Here is a 15,619-nt window from a genome sequence, read left to right on the forward strand (position 1 = left end):
TCGTCCTGCACCTGGCGCTCGAGCTGCAGCGCCGCGGCGGCGGTGTCGGCGCGGCCGCGCTCTGCGGTGGCGGCGGCCAGGGCGACGCCCTCATCATCCGCGTGAAGTAAACACCGCCAATCCCTTTCAGAGCCAGAGTGTTTCAGCCGAAGTGAGGAGACAGTTGTCATGCACCGTATCGGTGTGATCGGTGGCGGCACCATGGGTGCCGGCATCGCCGAGGTCGCCGCCCGCGCGGGCGGTGAGGTCCTGGTCCTCGAGCGTGACACCGACACCGCCTACCTCGCCCGCGCCCGCATCGCACGATCCCTGACCCGCGCAGTGGAGGCAGGCAAACTCGACCGCGACCTCGCCGACCAAGCCGCCGACCGCATCGCCCTCACGACCACGATCGACGACTTCGCCGACCGGGAACTGGTCATCGAAGCAGCCCCGGAAATCGAGGCACTCAAGACCGAGTTCTTCACCAAACTCGACACCATCGTCGCGCCGGAGACGATCCTGGCCACCAACACCTCCTCCATCCCGGTCATCCGGATCGCCAACACAACCGCCAACCCCGGCCGCGTTGTCGGGGTCCACTTCTTCAACCCGGTGCCGGTGCTGCCGCTGGTCGAGATCGTTGCCACCCTCAAGACCGATCGTGCGGTCGTCGACACAGTCACCGCCTACGCCCGCGACATGCTGGGCAAACGCACCATCGAGTCCAAGGACCAGGCCGGGTTCGTCGTCAACGCGCTGCTGATTCCGTTCCTGTGTGCGGCGATTCGCATGGCCGAGTCCGGATTCGCCAGCGTCGCCGATATCGACGAGGGCATGGTCGCCGGTTGCGCGCACCCCATGGGTCCGTTACGTCTGGCCGACACCATCGGCCTGGACGTCACCCTCGCCATCGCCGAATCCCTGCACGCGGAATTCCGCGAACCCCACTACAACCCACCGCCCCTGTTGCGGCGCATGGTCGACGCCGGCCACCTCGGCCGCAAGACCGGACGCGGGTTCTACAGCTACTGACCGCACACTCGAATCCGCTTTCCGCCCCATCAGGTTCCGGTTCCGGCGCTGCCCGCGTGAGCACCGGGACCGGGAAGGACGCGGGCCCGGATCCCTTCGCCCCGGCCCGCACTCGTCGCCGGACTGCCTGCAACAGTCCGGCGACGACCCCACAACTCGATGATCCACAACTCTGATCCAGCCGTAAACGGGATCCGGGGCCCGCGGGGCTCTCATCGAAGTCGATCCGACTGCCAGACTTCCGTGAGAAGTTTCAGGTAGCGGCATTGGCAGCATGCCTGAAAGTTGACGGCATCTCTGGCGAGCCAAGCGGCGGCGAGGCTCGCCGCCGAACGCGGCGACGCCGTCGTCGTCGACACCTTGACCTTCTCCACAACCGTCAGCACAGCCATCGCGGCCGGCGCATACGTGATCGCCCTGCCCCGCGCCACATCGCGGAGTTGGGCGGCGCCGACGTCGCGGCCAAAACATACGGGGTGCCCAAACCCGCCCTGCTACGCGACGAAGCCGGCGCGAAATTGACACTCTCACCGAGCAGCGTCACCAACCTCACACGAGGCGACCGCGTAGCGCTGGTCTCACTCAACGGCGCCGACATAGCAGGTAACGCCCGACACGCCCCAGCACTGCTGGTCGGCAGCCTACGCAACCGCACCGCCGTCGCCCACTGGTGTGCGGCAGCACTCGACCGCGGCCCGATCACACGAGTGACGGTGGTGGCCGCCGCCGAGCAGTGGGCCTCCACACTCGACGGTGTCGACGGATTGCGACCGAGCATCGAGGACTGGCTCGGCGCCGGAGCAATCGCTCACTGCGCAGCCGACACAGGAATGGTTCTATCGGCTGAAGCCCAAGCCGCCGCCACCTTCGCGGCCGCCGAACAGTACGGGCTGACCAACTGGCTGCGCGAGTCAACAACCGGGCGGGAATTGATAGCCAAGGGCTTCAGCGCAGACGTCGACGCCGCAGCCGACCTCGACGCCGACCACACCGTACCGAAACTGGCCCCGGACGGGTTCTTCACCGCCGCAGACTTCCCTCCCGGCTGAAGCCACTAGCGAGCGGGCGCTCGACGGTGGCGTCGAGCCGGGCATCAGACAGGTGGCGCGTTCGGTTGCTGTCTCGCGGTCGAAGTGGGCCTGGCGGTCATGGACGGGACGGCTCGCCCTGTCCACACCGCAGGATCGAGACCCCGAAGCCCTCCGAACATGTTGATCACATACACCGGGCCGAACGCGCCTCGTCCTCGCGCCGCCTTGACCAGGTCACGGGGCCTGCCGCAGAAGTCGTCGACGTCGCGATGGAGGTGTTCATGGGGGCGCGGAAGACTTGCCGTTTACGACCACCTGACCTCCGAAGACGATCGCGAGAACCAACACCACACCGCCACCGATCCAAGTCCATGTCCGTCGACGCCGTGACCCTGGGCCGGTGGGCTGGGCGCGCCGACGGTGATGCGGGACGCCAACGAATTGCCGTGCAGCGAAGCTGAAACGGTCCGCCCCGGCTTCGGCGAGGGAGTTGCCCCACCCACGAATTTGACTCCGATCTCGAGCTGTAGTGGCTCGAGACCTTACCGCGCCGAGCAATACCAGCGCCCGCATTCGCGGCAGGCCACCGTGCGAATGAGATTGGTGGCCAACTCAATTCGAGCGACCGACCATCCAAGGCGCAAGCCCGGCGATGTGGATCGACCGTGCGGGCAGAAGATGTGGCACCATCCCGATGCCCGAGCAACGCCAAGAGCTGGCATGGTGAGAACCACACTGCGGCAACGGGCGCGACGAAGCCATTCCGAATTAGCGAGAGCCGAACCGGCGAACCTGCAGACCAGCAACCCTGACCAGCTCTTCGGACCGCCAGCTCCTCAGAGGCTCGGGCTTTCCCAGTTCTCGACGTTGAGCAAATCCCAACTCGGCAACCGCCCAGTTTATCTGTCTGGAAAGCACGCCCGCGGAGAACCGGGCGGCAGGGATCACTACTGACTTTCCTATGCCGGTTTCAGCCGTGGCGCCGTTTGCTTCAAGGGCTTATGTGACGATTCCGATGACCCGCCCATCTTGAGCGACGATGGGCCCTCCACTGTTGCCGGGCCGCGGAGTCGCCGAAAACAGAAAATATTCGGGGCCGAACATGCTGGATACCTCGGGGTTTGCGACCCCGCCCCTGTCCACGACCAGGGGCGGGGGATCGATCGCACTGGGTACCCGTGGGTAGCCGAAAGCCCAGGTGTCGTCGCCTCGACTAAGCTTCCGTATCACTACATCGGTACAACTGGAAAGGCTGCTTTCATGGCACGCAAAGTGGTCGTCGAGCTGGTGGACGATTATGACGGCAAGTCGGCCGCCGAAGAGACAGTGCTCTTTGCTGTCGATGGTGTTGCCTACGAGATCGACCTGTCCAAGCTGAACGCGGAAAACATGCGCGGGATGTTCGAGCAGTGGACCCAGCATGCCCGCAAGCTGGGGCGAGCGTCGAGGAATGTGACCGCCAGCAAGACTCGCCCTGCCGTCGATCGCGAGCAGACCCAGGCCATTCGCAACTGGGCGCGGAAGAACGGCTTCGAGGTCTCGAGCCGCGGTCGGGTGTCGGCTGAGATCCTGGACGCATACAACAAGGCCGGCAAGTAACGATCGGGACCTGCCTGCTTGTCAGTGCTCAGCCGGCAGGTCTCAGAATCGGCACTCACCCGAAGAAGCAGACCGCGCAATGTCCTGCATCCGCGGAGAAAGCCGATGCTTGAGGTTCCCCCGCTTTCTTGGAGGGCTGGCTCTGACCGCGGTCCGATAGGGCCGGAAGGAGTCATTCGTGGCAGCACCGAAGAAAGTACCCGGACGAGTTGAAGGCGCGGGCGGTCCGCGTGTATCGGGAGTCGGACCCGAAGCCGGCGATCCGGAAACTGGCCGAGCAACTCGGAGTGCATCACGAGGCGTTGCTTCACTGGATCCGCCAGGCCGACGCCGACGAACGCGAGGACAGGCCGACGACCGATATGGCTGCCGAGAACCGCGCGTTGAAGAAGCGGGTGGCGGAGTCGGAGCGGGTCGACGAGATATTGCATTCTGCGAGTGCGTATTTCGCCTCGGAGCTCGGCCCGACCCGGCGGTGATCATGCGGTTCGTCGAACAGAACAGCCAACACCCGGTCGAGCTCGTATTACGGGTTTTGGGAATCGCGTCCGCAACCTACTGCGAGTGGAAGAAACGCTCCGTGCGGCCGTCGGACCGCCATGTCGAAGACGAGCAGTTGCTGGGCGAGATCGTCGATATTCACACCAGTCCTGGTGGCACCTACGGGTCACCCAGGGTGCATGCCATGCTGCGGCGCAGAGGAATTCGGGTTGGCCGTAGACGCGTCGAGCGGCTGATTCGGTCGCACGATTTCAGGGTGCGTTCCTGCGAAAGAAGTGGCGAATCCCGTCGACACGGCAGGATCCACGGGCCACCCCGGCGCCAGATCTGGTCGAGCGCAACTTCACCGCCGAGGAGTCGAACCGGTTATGGGTCGCCGACGCCACCCGGATTCCGTGCGGGCAGGGTGTGTTCTGGCTGGCTGCGGTCCGCGCCGCCTTCTCCAATCGTATCGTCGGCTGGAAGACCTCTGACCGCTGCGACACCGAGCTGGTGCTCGGCGCGCTGGAATACGCAGTCTGGAGCCGTGACATCCGTGATGGCGAGCTGATCCACCACTCCGACCGCGGGTCGACCTACACGGCCATCCGGTTCGCGAACAGGTTGGCCGACAACGGAATAACGCAATCAATGCGGGTCGGCCGGTGACAGCTACGACAATGCGATCACTCACAACGTGCGACCTCACGTCGCACGGCTGCCCTCAGCTCCAACGACCTGCTACGACAGAACGGAGACGAAGGTCTCTCACCTCCACTCGAAACACAGCGCCTCACGGCGCAAACCGGACGTGCGTCTGAGCGATTATCTGGACAGACCCCAGTGGCATCGGCGAATCATCGCCGTGTGGACCGTGTGCTGCCCCGGGCTCGCTGTCACAAATCGGCTCCGGGGTTGGAGGGATTGGCGCCGTCGGCCGCTTCTGTTCCGATGTCGGGTGCCGGGATGTCGGATTCGATGCTGACAGCGCGGCGGCGGAGATGACGTTCAGTCTCTGCCGCTTCGGAGGTGAGGTGGGAGCGGCGCTGTTGCTCGTGCTGGAGCTGGTCCAATTCAACGATCAGCCAGTCGTTGTCGGGGTTGGATGATGTGTCGGTTTGTGGCTGGGCGGGGCCGTAGAGAATTGCTTCGGTGTCGGCGAGCGTCAGTCGGCGGGTGATGTGCTCGATATCTTGAGCCAGTTCTTCGTCGGCAAGCACACTGAGGGGATTCGCGGCAGCGAGATCTGCGGCGGTGTCTGGGACATGGTGCGCGACGAGATCGGTCAGGTGCTGTGTGACCCAAGTTTCGATCTGAGCGCGGATGCCGACGGTGGGTGCGCTGCGCCAGTCACGGCGCAGCATCGCCAACGCCGCAGGCGCAGGGTAGACGTTCGCGATGTGTGCGCATCGAGCCGAGATATGGTCGCGCGGTTCGTGGTCGGGGATCGCGGGAGCGTTGCTGTCGCGGCACTCGCCGCACAAGCCGTCGTCACCGCGGCGGCCCGGGGGTGGGGTGGCGTCGAGGGAGGCTCGCTCGAGGCCACAGTGCATACAGTCGAATCCGCGGGTGTCGGGTACTGCGGCGAGGTCGTAGTCCAAGGGATGCTGGGTCGGCTGCGGGTCATGTGGGCGCGGGTTGTAGTAGCGGTGAGGAACGCCTTCAGGTAGAGGCAGGTGGTGGGGTGCGGCATCGACATCGGCTCGTGTGTCGAGGTATTCGGTGGTGCCATGGACGGCGGCGATCTCGTCTGCGGTGAGCCGGGTGCGGGCGGGCGCGTCATCGATGCGGGGTTCGTGGTCGCGGGCGGTGTGGCCGGTGCTGCCGACAGTGCTCGATCGTCTCGTGCCGAAATTGGGATTGTAGGTGTGCGGGTCGGTGCCGGGCGTGGCTGCTTCGATGAGCGCGCGGTGCTGGGGGAATTGTTCGGCCGCCCAGCGTAGTCGGGCTGTGGCGACCGGGAAGCTGTACTGGTAGAGCGTGGTAGCGACGCGATGGAGGACGTCGAGTTCGGTGTCGCTCGCGGCGCGTGAGGCAGTGATGAGCGCGTCCTTGGCGTCGGCGACACGGCCAGCGTGGAACAGCGCGGCGACAGCGCGAAGGCCTTCGGCGATCGCCTCTCCGGTGTCGGCGCCGCGGGGGTGGTTGTGTTGGTCGGCCGGAGTCGGTTCGCTGTCGTCCGGGGGTGCCGTGTGGCTGTCGTGGTGGGGCATAAGCTCGTCCGAATCTGTTTCTGCGCTGTGGTTCTCGCCGAGTCCTGTGGTGGTGGCCGGGGATGGGGTGACGGGGTGCAGGAGTGCTTCGATGCGCCAGGCGAGTGCGGTCGTGTACTGGTCCGGTCGTGGTCCTGGGTCGTCGTGTTGGGCGGCGGTGAGTAGTTCGTGGGCGGTGTTGAGCAGCTCGCGTGGGTCCCAGCCCTTGGTGGTGCCGTGCTCGACCGCGGCGACCAGGCGTGGCCAGGCGGGGCTGGCGATGACGGTGTCGGCGAGGTGGTCGCCGAGCAGCTGGTGCAGGTGGGAGATCCAGTCGGGCCGCAGTTGTGTGGTGCCGGTACGGGTTTGCACTGCCGAGGGGTCGAGACCGAGCCGGAACCAGAGCGCGGCGGCAGGCATCTCGTCAGGCAGGGGACGCCGCCGGGCGGCGCGGGTGAGCAGGGTGTCGATGTCGAGGCCGGCGCGGGCAGCGGCATCGAGTCGCTCGGCCAGCTGCGGCCACCAGGGGTCGTCGAGGACGCGGGCGTCGAGGCGTTTGGCCAAGGGAGACCAGGTGGTGATCGCGGTGTGGAGATCGCCGAGCACGTCGGTGACACGCACGTCCAGCAGCCGTTGATGGTCGCGTTCGCGGACGGTGAATCCTGGTGGGCCTGTGGGCCGTAGGTCGGTGTCGATGGTGTGGCGGCCGGCTCTCCAGACAGCGAGGTCGCTGAGCAGGGCGTCGTTGCCGAGCAGCGGTGCCGCCCATACAGGGGCGGTAGAGGCGGTCCAGGTGCGGGTTTCGGCGCGAATCTGCTCGGCGAGCTGGGTGATCAGCCGTGCGCGGGCACGGAGATGATCGGAGACCAGGCCCTCGGGCAGATTCTTTGGCAGCCCCCGCACCCAGGGCAGCGGTGGAGTGTGGTTTGGAGAGTAGTGCGGGGTGTCGAGGCGCCAGTGCAAGACGGCGGCAGGGTCGTCAGCTGTGGTGAGTTCACGCGCGGCCAAGGCGGAGGCGAGTGCTTGACGGGGATCGCGGCCGGACAGGGCGATGATCGACAGGATTTCGCGTAGTGCGGGGTAGGCGGGTGCGTCGGTGAGCCTGGACCATATCTGTTCGGCGTGGGTGTCGAGCGCGGTGAGTTCTTCGGGACCGAGTGCGTGTTCGGCGGCGAGCGCGAGTGCGTCGTGGTAGGCATCGATAGCGTGACCGAGGCGCTGGTGTGGGTCGAGTGCGTCGCGCAGCTCGGTGTGCGCGGATTGGTTGGTGGTGTCGCGGGCGAGGATTCGTTGCAGGACTTCGACGGCGGTGCGGGGGAATAGGCCGGGTTCGGTCCAGAAGGAGGCTTCGCTGCCGTCGATCGCGGTGGTGACGTAGGCGGTGTTGGTGGTGGCGCCGCGGGTGAGCGCGACGTAGAGCTGGTTGCGGGATTCGCTGCCGGTGATCACGACGTGGCAGGTGTCGGCAGTGATTCCTTGGGCGGAGTCGATGGTCATCGCGTATCCGAGCCGGACATGTTCGTGCACGTATTCGGCGGGGAGCATAGTGGTTTCGCCGGTGCGGTGGCCGGTGCGTAGGTGGGTGACGGTGAGTGCTCCGTTTGGGTGGGCGGCGGTGACGGTCCAGCGGTAGCCGTTGCGTACCCAGTCTTGTTGGCCCAGGCGCAGTCTGGGATCGTTGCGGCGGGTGCTCACGATGTCACCGATCGATGCGTGCAGTCCGTCCGCCAGTTCGGCTTCTACACCGATGGTGGTGTCGCTGCGGGCGAGTCGGTCGGCGCGGGCTTGGTCGTTGAGTCCGGTGACGATGTCGTTGGTGGCGGCGAGCATGACGGTGTCACGGTCGGCCAGATGGTCGGCGATCCATCCCGCATACGTCTGTTCGCGCACTGCGGCCGGTGATCCCGACCGAACTCGCTGGTGGTCGAGGTAGAACCCGAGGGCGCTCGGATCTCCTTCGCGCAGTGCGAGACTCGCGGAGGCTTCGATGCTGGAGGCGAAGCGCACGACGTGGGTCATGGTCGAGGCGCGGGCGGCGTCGGCGGTGTCGGCCGCGGAGCCACCGGCTTCGATAGCGGGCAGCTGATGGTTATCGCCGACACACCTCACTGCTGCCTGGCGGGTGAGAAGGAATTCGAACAGCTGTAGCCGTTTGTCGTCTCCGAGGCGGACGTGCTCGTCGATGATGACCAACGTGTGTGCGTCGATATCGAGCGCCCACTGCGGCAGCGACGGCGGAAACGGTCGATCGTCGGCCGAGTGCATGGTGGTGGGGGAGTGTTTGCGGAGTATGTCGAGGAGTTTGTCGACGGTTTCGGTGCGTGCGTGGATCGCTTCGCCGAGTACCGCGGCCGCGGCGGCGGTGGGCGCTAGGCCGAGTATGGTGCCGCCGTCGGTGCGCCAGGCGTCGGCGAGCACGCGCATGGCGGTCGTTTTCCCGGCGCCGGCGGGTGCGTTGGTGGTGGTGATGAACCAGGGGGAGCGGGCGAAATCGGTGATGACCGCGACCTGTCCGGCGTTGAGCCGACGCCCAGTGTTGGCGGGGTCGCGGTGGTAGGCGCGGATCGCGGTGTCGACGTCGCGGTCGGTGAGGGTGTGGGCGCCGATGCGCAGCGACAGCTCGATCAACCGCTGGGTGGTGCCCAGCCGGTGGATGGTGGTGTAGGTCTGGGTGACGGCGCTGGTGTAGACGCTGGTGTGATCGGCGCGCTGGTATATCGGGGGAATTTCGGCGAGGACGGGCTCGGCGGTGATGTCCGGATCGCCTCGAGCGACCACGTGCACAGGTGAGAGTGCCTCGGCTACCACGGCTTCGACCGTGGTGGCCCATTGATCTCTGTTCAGTAGTCCGCGCAGTTGTCGCTCGGCTTCGGCCCGGACATGGTGCCACTGCCAGCTCGACCGCTCCGTGGACACCGTCGCCACAACGCGACGCCCGATATCCGCAATCTCTGTGGACGTGAGACCACGGCGTGGTGCGGGCTTGTGAGACAGGACGGCGGACACGGTGTTCGACAGCAGTTCCGGTGAGCCGAGAACCGTTTCGGCTTGTCGGCGCCAGTAGGCGCGCTGTTCGGTCCAGGAGCGCGACCGATGCCGGGCCGGTCGGGTCTCGAGGGTGGCGCGCTCGGTGAGGGCGAACATTTCCTTCGGCATCGGTTCGCGCCCGACCTCACGATCGAACCTGGCCGCGAGTACGCCGAGGCGGGCGGTGATCGCGGCATCGCGCCGTGACCAGTATTCGATCAACACCAGTGGTACACCGTCGATTTCGCGGATGGGCCGTTTCGACGGGTCGGTGCCGGGCCGCTCGCTGAACGACAGTGCGAGGTCGTATTCGAGGTGGTGTTCCAAGCGGGTGTTGTAGATCTCGCTGACGGTGACCATCAGCCGGTAGATCACCGCGGCGTCGAGGGTCAGCCAGCGGCCATCGAGGGTGCGCACCCGGTTGGCGATCAACAGGTGTGTGTGCAAATCAGGGTCTCCGCACCGTGATTCGCGGTGAACGAACCGCGCGGCGATGATCCCTTCGACATCGACCTGCCGCACCCCATTGGCTCCGAGCCGCGAGAAGATCGCGTGCTGTTCCAGCCAGGCCACGGCGTCGTCGATGGCCTTGTCGTGCGCGGCGGCGATGGTGTTCGAGACCGCTTTCGGGGCGATCGCCCACAAGGCGGATACGCTCTTGACCGGGCTGAAGGTGATGTCGAATCCCGCGACCGCCGCCGAGTGCGGGCGCGAGTTGCGGGCAACCCATCCCGACAACTCCCGTGCATCCAGGGGTGCCCGTCCGATCGTTTCGGTGAACATCGTGGTGGCGACACGGCTGCGGATTCGGGCACGGGTGTCGTCGGGAACAGCTGCCGACCGTGGGAGACCTTGTGCGGCATTGTGTTCAGCGAACGCGGTCCCGCAGCGTTCTCGGAACTCGTTGTCGCCGTTGTACACCCGAAACGGACGCCCCAGACGGGTGGCCTTGCTCGCTGCGCGCAGCGCGTTTTTGGGCTTGGCGCCGGCGGCGATCTCGCGGTCGATGACCTCGGTCTCGATGGCGTCGGCGTTCGGATGGCGACCTTCACCGAACAGGCTCTTCATCTGCACTTCCGTGACCACGTTCCCGGCGGCCAATCCCAGCGCGGACAGACCGCTACCATGCCACCGACCAGGTGATTCACCTCGCGCCGAGTAGTAATCGGCGAGCGTCCCGGGACCGCGGTCGGTGGAATCGTCAGCGGCGACCTGCCGCAGGTAATACAAATAGCCGTTGCCGGCCAACACCTTGTGCAGCGTCGCTGTCACACATTCATCGAAACCCTGAATGACCGCGCATTGCTATAGTCCAGTCTGGTAAGGAATTTACCAGTTTGGCGATTTCGGCTGGTCGTTATCGAATTGTATTCCGATATGCAAGAGGTCTGCTCGCGCGAATAGGGGAAAGAAAGGAATGGGGGAGTGTGGGCAAGGTGAGATGTGAAGGCGGAGTGGAGGTGCGAATGTGATGCGTTGGATGTGGATGGAGGATTGGGTGGGGTGAGAGGTGTTGCAGCATCGACAGGTAGCCGATGGTTCGGTTACCTGTCGATGCTGATGGCCGGCTGGGGGGGCCGGCCGCTAGGCCGGACGGACGGCGGGATCGCTGGAGGGGCAGGTGATCTGGATCGACGGGTTCAGGTCGATCGGCCGGACGCGAAGCATCACGTACGTGGCGAGGTAGAACGCGACGAAGACGAGAATGTAGATGGCGGTGTACCGCAGGATCGCGAATGCGGTGGGCATCGAGTTTCCTTCGTTGGATGGTTGGCGGTGGTTGCCGGTCCGCCGCAGGAGTGATCACCACGACGGACCGGAGTGCATGAAGGCGTGCTAGGTGCGGGGCGGATGAGCGCCGAGTTCGTTGGTCCAGCAGTCCAGGCAGATTCGTGACTTGATGTACTCGCGCTCGCGCTCGGACAGGTGAGGGAACGCATCCTGGACGGGTATGCGGCGGGCCCAGCCAGCGAAGTCGGCCGGATTGACTGGGAATATCCGTGTGTCGCAACAGCGGCGACATGTGATCTGGACCGAGAGGTCGATCTCACGGTCAGGCTCGCCTTGGTTGGACGGCTCGCGCATTGGGTGGCCTTTCGTCGGTTGCGGCTGGGCAGTGCGAGCGGTCCCGCGCGTCGGATCGGACACGCGGGACCGATCCGGTTGCTCAGGCGGCGCGGTGACGTGGTGTCGGAACCTCGAGGCCCAGCCAGACACGGCAGGAACTGCAGATGCTGTCGTCGGCGATGACGGTGATGCGTGTACAGGCGTCACAGCGGCCGGTGTGCTGCCCGGCACCGTGCACGGGACCGCGTTGCCGTGTCGGCCTGGCGGTCGGAGTCGCGGGCTCCGGCTGGTGCGCTGCGGTAGTGGCTGCGGGAAGGCAGGAGGTGGTGAGGAATTCGTCGATGAGGCCGGACAGCCACCGTGGTGCACGGTTGCGGACCTCGGTCAGTAGGGGGCGCGCGGCGGCCGGGTATGTTGCGGCGAAAAACCGGCAGTAGGCGGTGGCGAGGTCGCGGGCGTTGAACCCGGCAGGAAGGGGCGGGAGGCCGGGACGCTGGTCGTCGCGGCAGTAGTCGCACAGGCCGTCGTCGCTGCGCAGTTGTCCGTTGCGGGCGTGGAGGATGCGGCGGTCGGTTTCGGCGCGTTCGACGAAACACGACACGCACCGCCACCCGAGCACGATGGTCAAGGCTTCCTGGTCGTAGTCGAGGCCGTTGCCCTGGAACGGAATTGCTGAGCGTCGGTCACCGTAGCCGTAGAGGGTGGTGCGACGGATGGAGGCGGTGACCGCGCTGTTGTCGCTGACGGGTCGTTTCCCGGCGAGCGCGCGTGCGTGCTGATGCTGTTCGGCGACATAGGCGACGTAGGTGAAGTCCCATTGTGCGCGGGCGTCGGCGGCCGGAACCGGTTGTGCGGCACCGACGGCGCGCGTGGTAGTCGATGGGGTGGAGGGCGGTTTCATCAGGCCGCGTTCGACCGCGCGGGTTTCGGCGGCTTGGGCGGTGGCGATGTCGGCGGCCATGGTGTCGGTGTAGAGGGTCTCGGCCGCGTACTCGGTAACAAGTTTGGGCTCATGTTCGGCTGGGCGGCGCTTGGTGCGCTGCTGGATTCGCTTGAGCATCTTGGCGGAGGTGTTGCGGGACTTGTCGGTGTCCTTGCGGGGTGCGAGGTAGGTGCGGGCGGGGGGATTGCGCCATTGCCGCATCGGCAGGGGCGGAAGTTCCGCGGTGACCAAGTCGGTGTGCAGGGGGAAGTACTCGTCGTCGACGGTCGTGTTGTTCTGTTTGGCGCGTTGCTCGATGAGCGCGAGCCGGTCGGCGCGATCACGGATATAGAGCCCGGGATCGGTGTCGGGAACGAGTTTGGCCAGTCGCTGGCGATTGTGCGGCTCGTGATCGTACTGCGCGGCGAGCCTTTTCAGCGCGGTGTGGAACGGGTAGAGGGTGAAGGTGTCGATAAGGCCGTCGAGGAATGCATGGTCCGCGGGTGTGGCCAGGTCGAGTGCGTCGGTGAAGCCTCGGCGGGCGGCGCGGCGGTCGTGGGTGAAGGTGTAATCGAGGGTGGCGATGGCGTCGAGGAACGCGGTGGATTCGGTCATGGGAAGTCCCTTGTCTGGGTGATGGATTCACGGGGCGGTCACGTGCGGCGACGACACGACGCGGGTGACCGGCTGGCCTGTGCGACCAGCCGAGGGCGATCAACCGGGGACGGGTCCGACGCGCCGGGCGGGGACGCGGCGGGCGTGCGGAAGCGAATTCCCGTGCGCTGACCCCCGTGACGGAAGATCGGGGGGAAGGCTGGGCGCGCGGGAATTCGATTGCGCCGGGCGCGGACCTGCCGGTGTGGCTGGCCTGGCTCTGGTAGCCCTCGAGATGGCTGGTCGGACAGGCCAGCAGGCCACTTACCACCACTACTACTTCCACCGAACGGGACTGCGGCTCGTGCCGCAGTGACGGTGAAGCTGGAAGGCTAGAATCCTGGGTCGTCGTCGAAAGCGGCGGCCCCAACGGTGGCCAAGGCTGTTGCCTGCCAGGGATCATCGACGGAACCGGCTTGCCCGAACCCGTTTCCTGCGGGTGTGCGCGACTCGGCGGTGGTCCGACCGGCTGCCTGGTTGCGTTTCACCGTGGCGGTCGCATATCGTAGCGAGGGGCCGACCTCGTCCACGTCGAGTTCGACGACGGTGCGTTTCTCACCCTCGGAGGTTTGGAAGCTGCGCTGTTTGAGCCGACCTGAGACGATCACACGTGCGCCCCGGGTGAGGCTTTCGGCAACGTTTTCCGCGGCTTGCCGCCAGAGTCCGCAACGCAGGAACAGTGCTTCGCCGTCGCGCCATTCGCCGGTTTTCCGGTCGAAGTAGCGGGGCGTGGAAGCCACGGTGAAATTGGTGACCGCATCGCCGGCCGGGGTGAATCGCAGTTCCGGGTCTCCGGTCAGATTCCCGATCACCGTCAGTGTCGTGTCGAGCGCCAAGGGGACTCTCCTTCCTGAAAGTCATTGATCGGTAGTAGATTCCGCCGCATCAGCTGTTCGGCGATTACGCTGCGGCGTCGATCTCGATGTCGTGGAAGTCGACAAGCCCGGCGGCGGCCTGCTCGACATCGACCAGTTCGAACTCCATGGCTTCACCGACGGCGGCGAGGAACCGCAGATACCGCTGAATGCCGCGGTCGCGGAAACGCCAGGCATCCTTGCCGGTCCGCGATTCGAACGCGCCGAGGACCATGGCCAGCACGATCACCCACGCCCGGCTCGCGGTCGCGGACTGGATCGAGGCAACCAACTCACTGGTGAACCCCGAGATCCCCAGCAGGCTCAAGGTGGTGCGGGGCCCGTGGAACGCGGACAACAGATCCGGGTCATGCGCCAGCGCCTCGGCGACGAACCCGGCGGCCTGAGCGGGAGGCGTGCGGCGGGCCAGCAGCCGTGTCAGGAATTCCTCGCGGCGCTGTTTTGCCGCTGCGCCGCGCTTGTTCAGTTCCCGGACGATCCGCCGCTCCCGGCGTGCCTGCTCCCGCTCGGCGGTCACCTGCTCCGCGGTCAGCCGGACTGCTTCGGCGCGGTCACCGGTACGGCCGGGAGCGGGTGGGCGAACGGTGAATCCCGAATCCGGTAGCTGATCCGAGGGCAGGTAGTACGCCGGAACCCACTGGTCGCGGTACTCCACGGTGCTGGCATGCCGCAATCCCTGGCCGGGGTCGGCCGCGTGGTTGTCGGTGGTGTCCCAGTCCACGGTGTCGGGATCGACGATCTCCCTGGTGGTGGTGTCGATGAGTTGCCCGTTTTCCTCGATGTCGATGTAGACGACCCACCGCGGGGCATCGGCCGCGATCAATGTTTCGGTGACTGGCTCACCATCGCTGGTCTCGAGCAACTCTGCCGGGTGGAACGCGGGCTCGTCGCCACTGGTGTCGGGTTCCTCGGTGAGCACACCGAAACCCAGTCCGGCGTAGAGTGCGGCGGCTTCCAGTCGGGCGCGGGTTTCGTGGCGGTCGGCGGCGATCCGGGTGGCAAGGTATCCGAAGCGCGAACGCGGCACGGCCAGCAGGCGTTCGACCGCGTCGGTGTCGCCGAGAGATTCGTATTCGCCGATGACGGCCAACTGATCGAGGCTGTAGGTGTTGGCATCGACCAAACCGCGTGCGGTGGGCGAGGGCGCGATCGCGGCGATCTGCTTGACCTCGGATCGCTTGCGCTGCAACCCTTTCGCGATGCGGGTCACCGACGCGCCGAGATCAAGCATCAACGCGATGCCGTCAGCGCGGTCGACCTCGACCATGGCCACACGACGATCGTTGGTGTTCATCTGCATCAACGTGGTGGCGATCCGCCGCTCGTTCTCGTCGACGCCGGTGTCGGGTTCGATCACCCATACCGGAACGAACCGGGTCCCGACCTCTGCGGCGATGAGCGTCCGGAGCTGGCCCTCGAGCACCCAGAACGTGTCCTTGTCTCGACGATGGACCCGAATCGGTGTCTGCACACCGAATTCGGTGATCGAGTCCCGCAACTCGGTGAATTCGGCGAGGTCGAAGGTCTTGCGGACGTTCTCGGCGATCACCAACTGATCCGGACGCACCCACAGGGCCTCGACCGCGGGCAGTTCCGTGGTGTCGAGTTCGGTGTCGGGCTCTGGGAAGTCCGGAGCCTCGGGCGGAACGAGATCAGTGGGTGCGGGCGCGTGGGTGGGTGTCGTATCTGGGTCCAGAACCGCGGTGGCGGTAGACATGGAAGCGGAGTCCATAAGAGGGAAACCTCCTGGCGGTAGCG

12 protein-coding genes and 2 pseudogenes are annotated in these 15,619 nt (G+C 66.0%); 7 read left to right on the forward strand and 7 right to left on the reverse strand.

Going from position 1 to position 15,619, the window contains the following annotated elements:
* Both ACFXN1_RS26055 and ACFXN1_RS26060 read left to right on the forward strand, forming a co-directional pair.
* Positions 1 to 110, forward strand: a 110-nt coding sequence (locus ACFXN1_RS26055) for a hypothetical protein (protein WP_379446784.1), incomplete at its 5' end; no start/stop codon positions are given.
* A gap of 58 nt (positions 111 to 168) precedes the next feature.
* Complete coding sequence (locus tag ACFXN1_RS26060) at positions 169 to 1,014, forward strand: 3-hydroxybutyryl-CoA dehydrogenase (RefSeq protein WP_379446782.1); 846 nt, start codon at positions 169 to 171, stop codon at positions 1,012 to 1,014.
* A 212-nt stretch (positions 1,015 to 1,226) separates the two neighbouring features.
* Here the strand turns inward: ACFXN1_RS26060 and ACFXN1_RS26065 are convergent, their stop codons facing one another.
* Positions 1,227 to 1,406 (reverse strand): hypothetical protein, encoded by a 180-nt coding sequence (locus tag ACFXN1_RS26065; protein ID WP_379446429.1) that lies wholly within the window; start codon positions 1,404 to 1,406, stop codon positions 1,227 to 1,229.
* Positions 1,407 to 1,490: 84 nt separating this feature from the next.
* On the opposite strand from ACFXN1_RS26065, the gene ACFXN1_RS26070 reads away from it, so the two are divergent.
* Complete coding sequence (locus ACFXN1_RS26070) at positions 1,491 to 2,063, forward strand: 2-phosphosulfolactate phosphatase (RefSeq protein ID WP_379446430.1); 573 nt, start codon at positions 1,491 to 1,493, stop codon at positions 2,061 to 2,063.
* Positions 2,064 to 3,044: 981 nt separating this feature from the next.
* Here ACFXN1_RS26070 and ACFXN1_RS26075 read toward each other — a convergent pair.
* The gene (locus ACFXN1_RS26075) at positions 3,045 to 3,275 is read right to left on the reverse strand and encodes a trypsin-like peptidase domain-containing protein (RefSeq protein ID WP_379446431.1); all 231 of its coding nucleotides are present in this window, start codon (positions 3,273 to 3,275) and stop codon (positions 3,045 to 3,047) included.
* A gap of 30 nt (positions 3,276 to 3,305) precedes the next feature.
* Between ACFXN1_RS26075 and ACFXN1_RS26080 the strand changes: the two genes are divergently transcribed.
* From ACFXN1_RS26080 to ACFXN1_RS26095, 4 genes and pseudogenes are all read left to right on the forward strand, one after another.
* Positions 3,306 to 3,644 (forward strand): Lsr2 family protein, encoded by a 339-nt coding sequence (locus ACFXN1_RS26080; RefSeq protein ID WP_379446432.1) that lies wholly within the window; start codon positions 3,306 to 3,308, stop codon positions 3,642 to 3,644.
* Between the two features lie 197 nt (positions 3,645 to 3,841).
* Positions 3,842 to 4,123 (forward strand): annotated as a pseudogene (locus ACFXN1_RS26085) (transposase); the annotation flags it as partial.
* 2 nt (positions 4,124 to 4,125) lie between these two features.
* A pseudogene (locus ACFXN1_RS26090) lies at positions 4,126 to 4,395 on the forward strand (IS3 family transposase); the annotation flags it as partial.
* Between the two features lie 77 nt (positions 4,396 to 4,472).
* On the forward strand, positions 4,473 to 4,793 hold the full coding sequence (locus tag ACFXN1_RS26095) for a transposase (protein ID WP_379446434.1): 321 nt from the start codon (positions 4,473 to 4,475) through the stop codon (positions 4,791 to 4,793).
* Positions 4,794 to 5,020: 227 nt separating this feature from the next.
* Here the strand turns inward: ACFXN1_RS26095 and mobF are convergent, their stop codons facing one another.
* From mobF to ACFXN1_RS26120, 5 genes are all read right to left on the reverse strand, one after another.
* Positions 5,021 to 10,615, reverse strand: coding sequence for a MobF family relaxase (mobF, locus tag ACFXN1_RS26100; RefSeq protein WP_379463687.1), 5,595 nt, complete (start codon positions 10,613 to 10,615; stop codon positions 5,021 to 5,023).
* A gap of 312 nt (positions 10,616 to 10,927) precedes the next feature.
* A complete protein-coding gene (locus ACFXN1_RS26105) occupies positions 10,928 to 11,092 on the reverse strand; it encodes a hypothetical protein (RefSeq protein WP_379444647.1) in 165 nt (54 codons plus the stop codon).
* Between the two features lie 418 nt (positions 11,093 to 11,510).
* Entirely contained in the window at positions 11,511 to 12,947 is a 1,437-nt protein-coding gene (locus ACFXN1_RS26110; protein ID WP_379444645.1) for a hypothetical protein, read from the reverse strand.
* A 371-nt stretch (positions 12,948 to 13,318) separates the two neighbouring features.
* Positions 13,319 to 13,822 carry a single-stranded DNA-binding protein gene (locus ACFXN1_RS26115; RefSeq protein ID WP_379444644.1) on the reverse strand — a complete coding sequence of 168 codons (504 nt, stop codon included), beginning with the start codon at positions 13,820 to 13,822 and terminating at the stop codon, positions 13,319 to 13,321.
* 64 nt (positions 13,823 to 13,886) lie between these two features.
* Positions 13,887 to 15,578 carry a ParB/RepB/Spo0J family partition protein gene (locus tag ACFXN1_RS26120; RefSeq protein WP_379444643.1) on the reverse strand — a complete coding sequence of 564 codons (1,692 nt, stop codon included), beginning with the start codon at positions 15,576 to 15,578 and terminating at the stop codon, positions 13,887 to 13,889.
* Positions 15,579 to 15,619: the final 41 nt, after the last annotated feature.

Source organism: Nocardia sp. NPDC059154 (assembly GCF_042755705.1).
Lineage (GTDB): Bacteria > Actinomycetota > Actinomycetes > Mycobacteriales > Mycobacteriaceae > Nocardia.

What these genes read in the sequence shown, in the direction of transcription:
- ACFXN1_RS26110 (WP_379444645.1), bottom strand. Translation starts at nt 12,947, where the DNA reads ATGACCGAATCCACCGCGTTCCTCGACGCCATCGCCACCCTCGATTAC.
- ACFXN1_RS26060 (WP_379446782.1), top strand. Translation starts at nt 169, where the DNA reads ATGCACCGTATCGGTGTGATCGGTGGCGGCACCATGGGTGCCGGCATC.
- ACFXN1_RS26080 (WP_379446432.1), top strand. Translation starts at nt 3,306, where the DNA reads ATGGCACGCAAAGTGGTCGTCGAGCTGGTGGACGATTATGACGGCAAG.
- ACFXN1_RS26105 (WP_379444647.1), bottom strand. Translation starts at nt 11,092, where the DNA reads ATGCCCACCGCATTCGCGATCCTGCGGTACACCGCCATCTACATTCTC.
- ACFXN1_RS26120 (WP_379444643.1), bottom strand. Translation starts at nt 15,578, where the DNA reads ATGTCTACCGCCACCGCGGTTCTGGACCCAGATACGACACCCACCCAC.
- ACFXN1_RS26065 (WP_379446429.1), bottom strand. Translation starts at nt 1,406, where the DNA reads ATGGCTGTGCTGACGGTTGTGGAGAAGGTCAAGGTGTCGACGACGACG.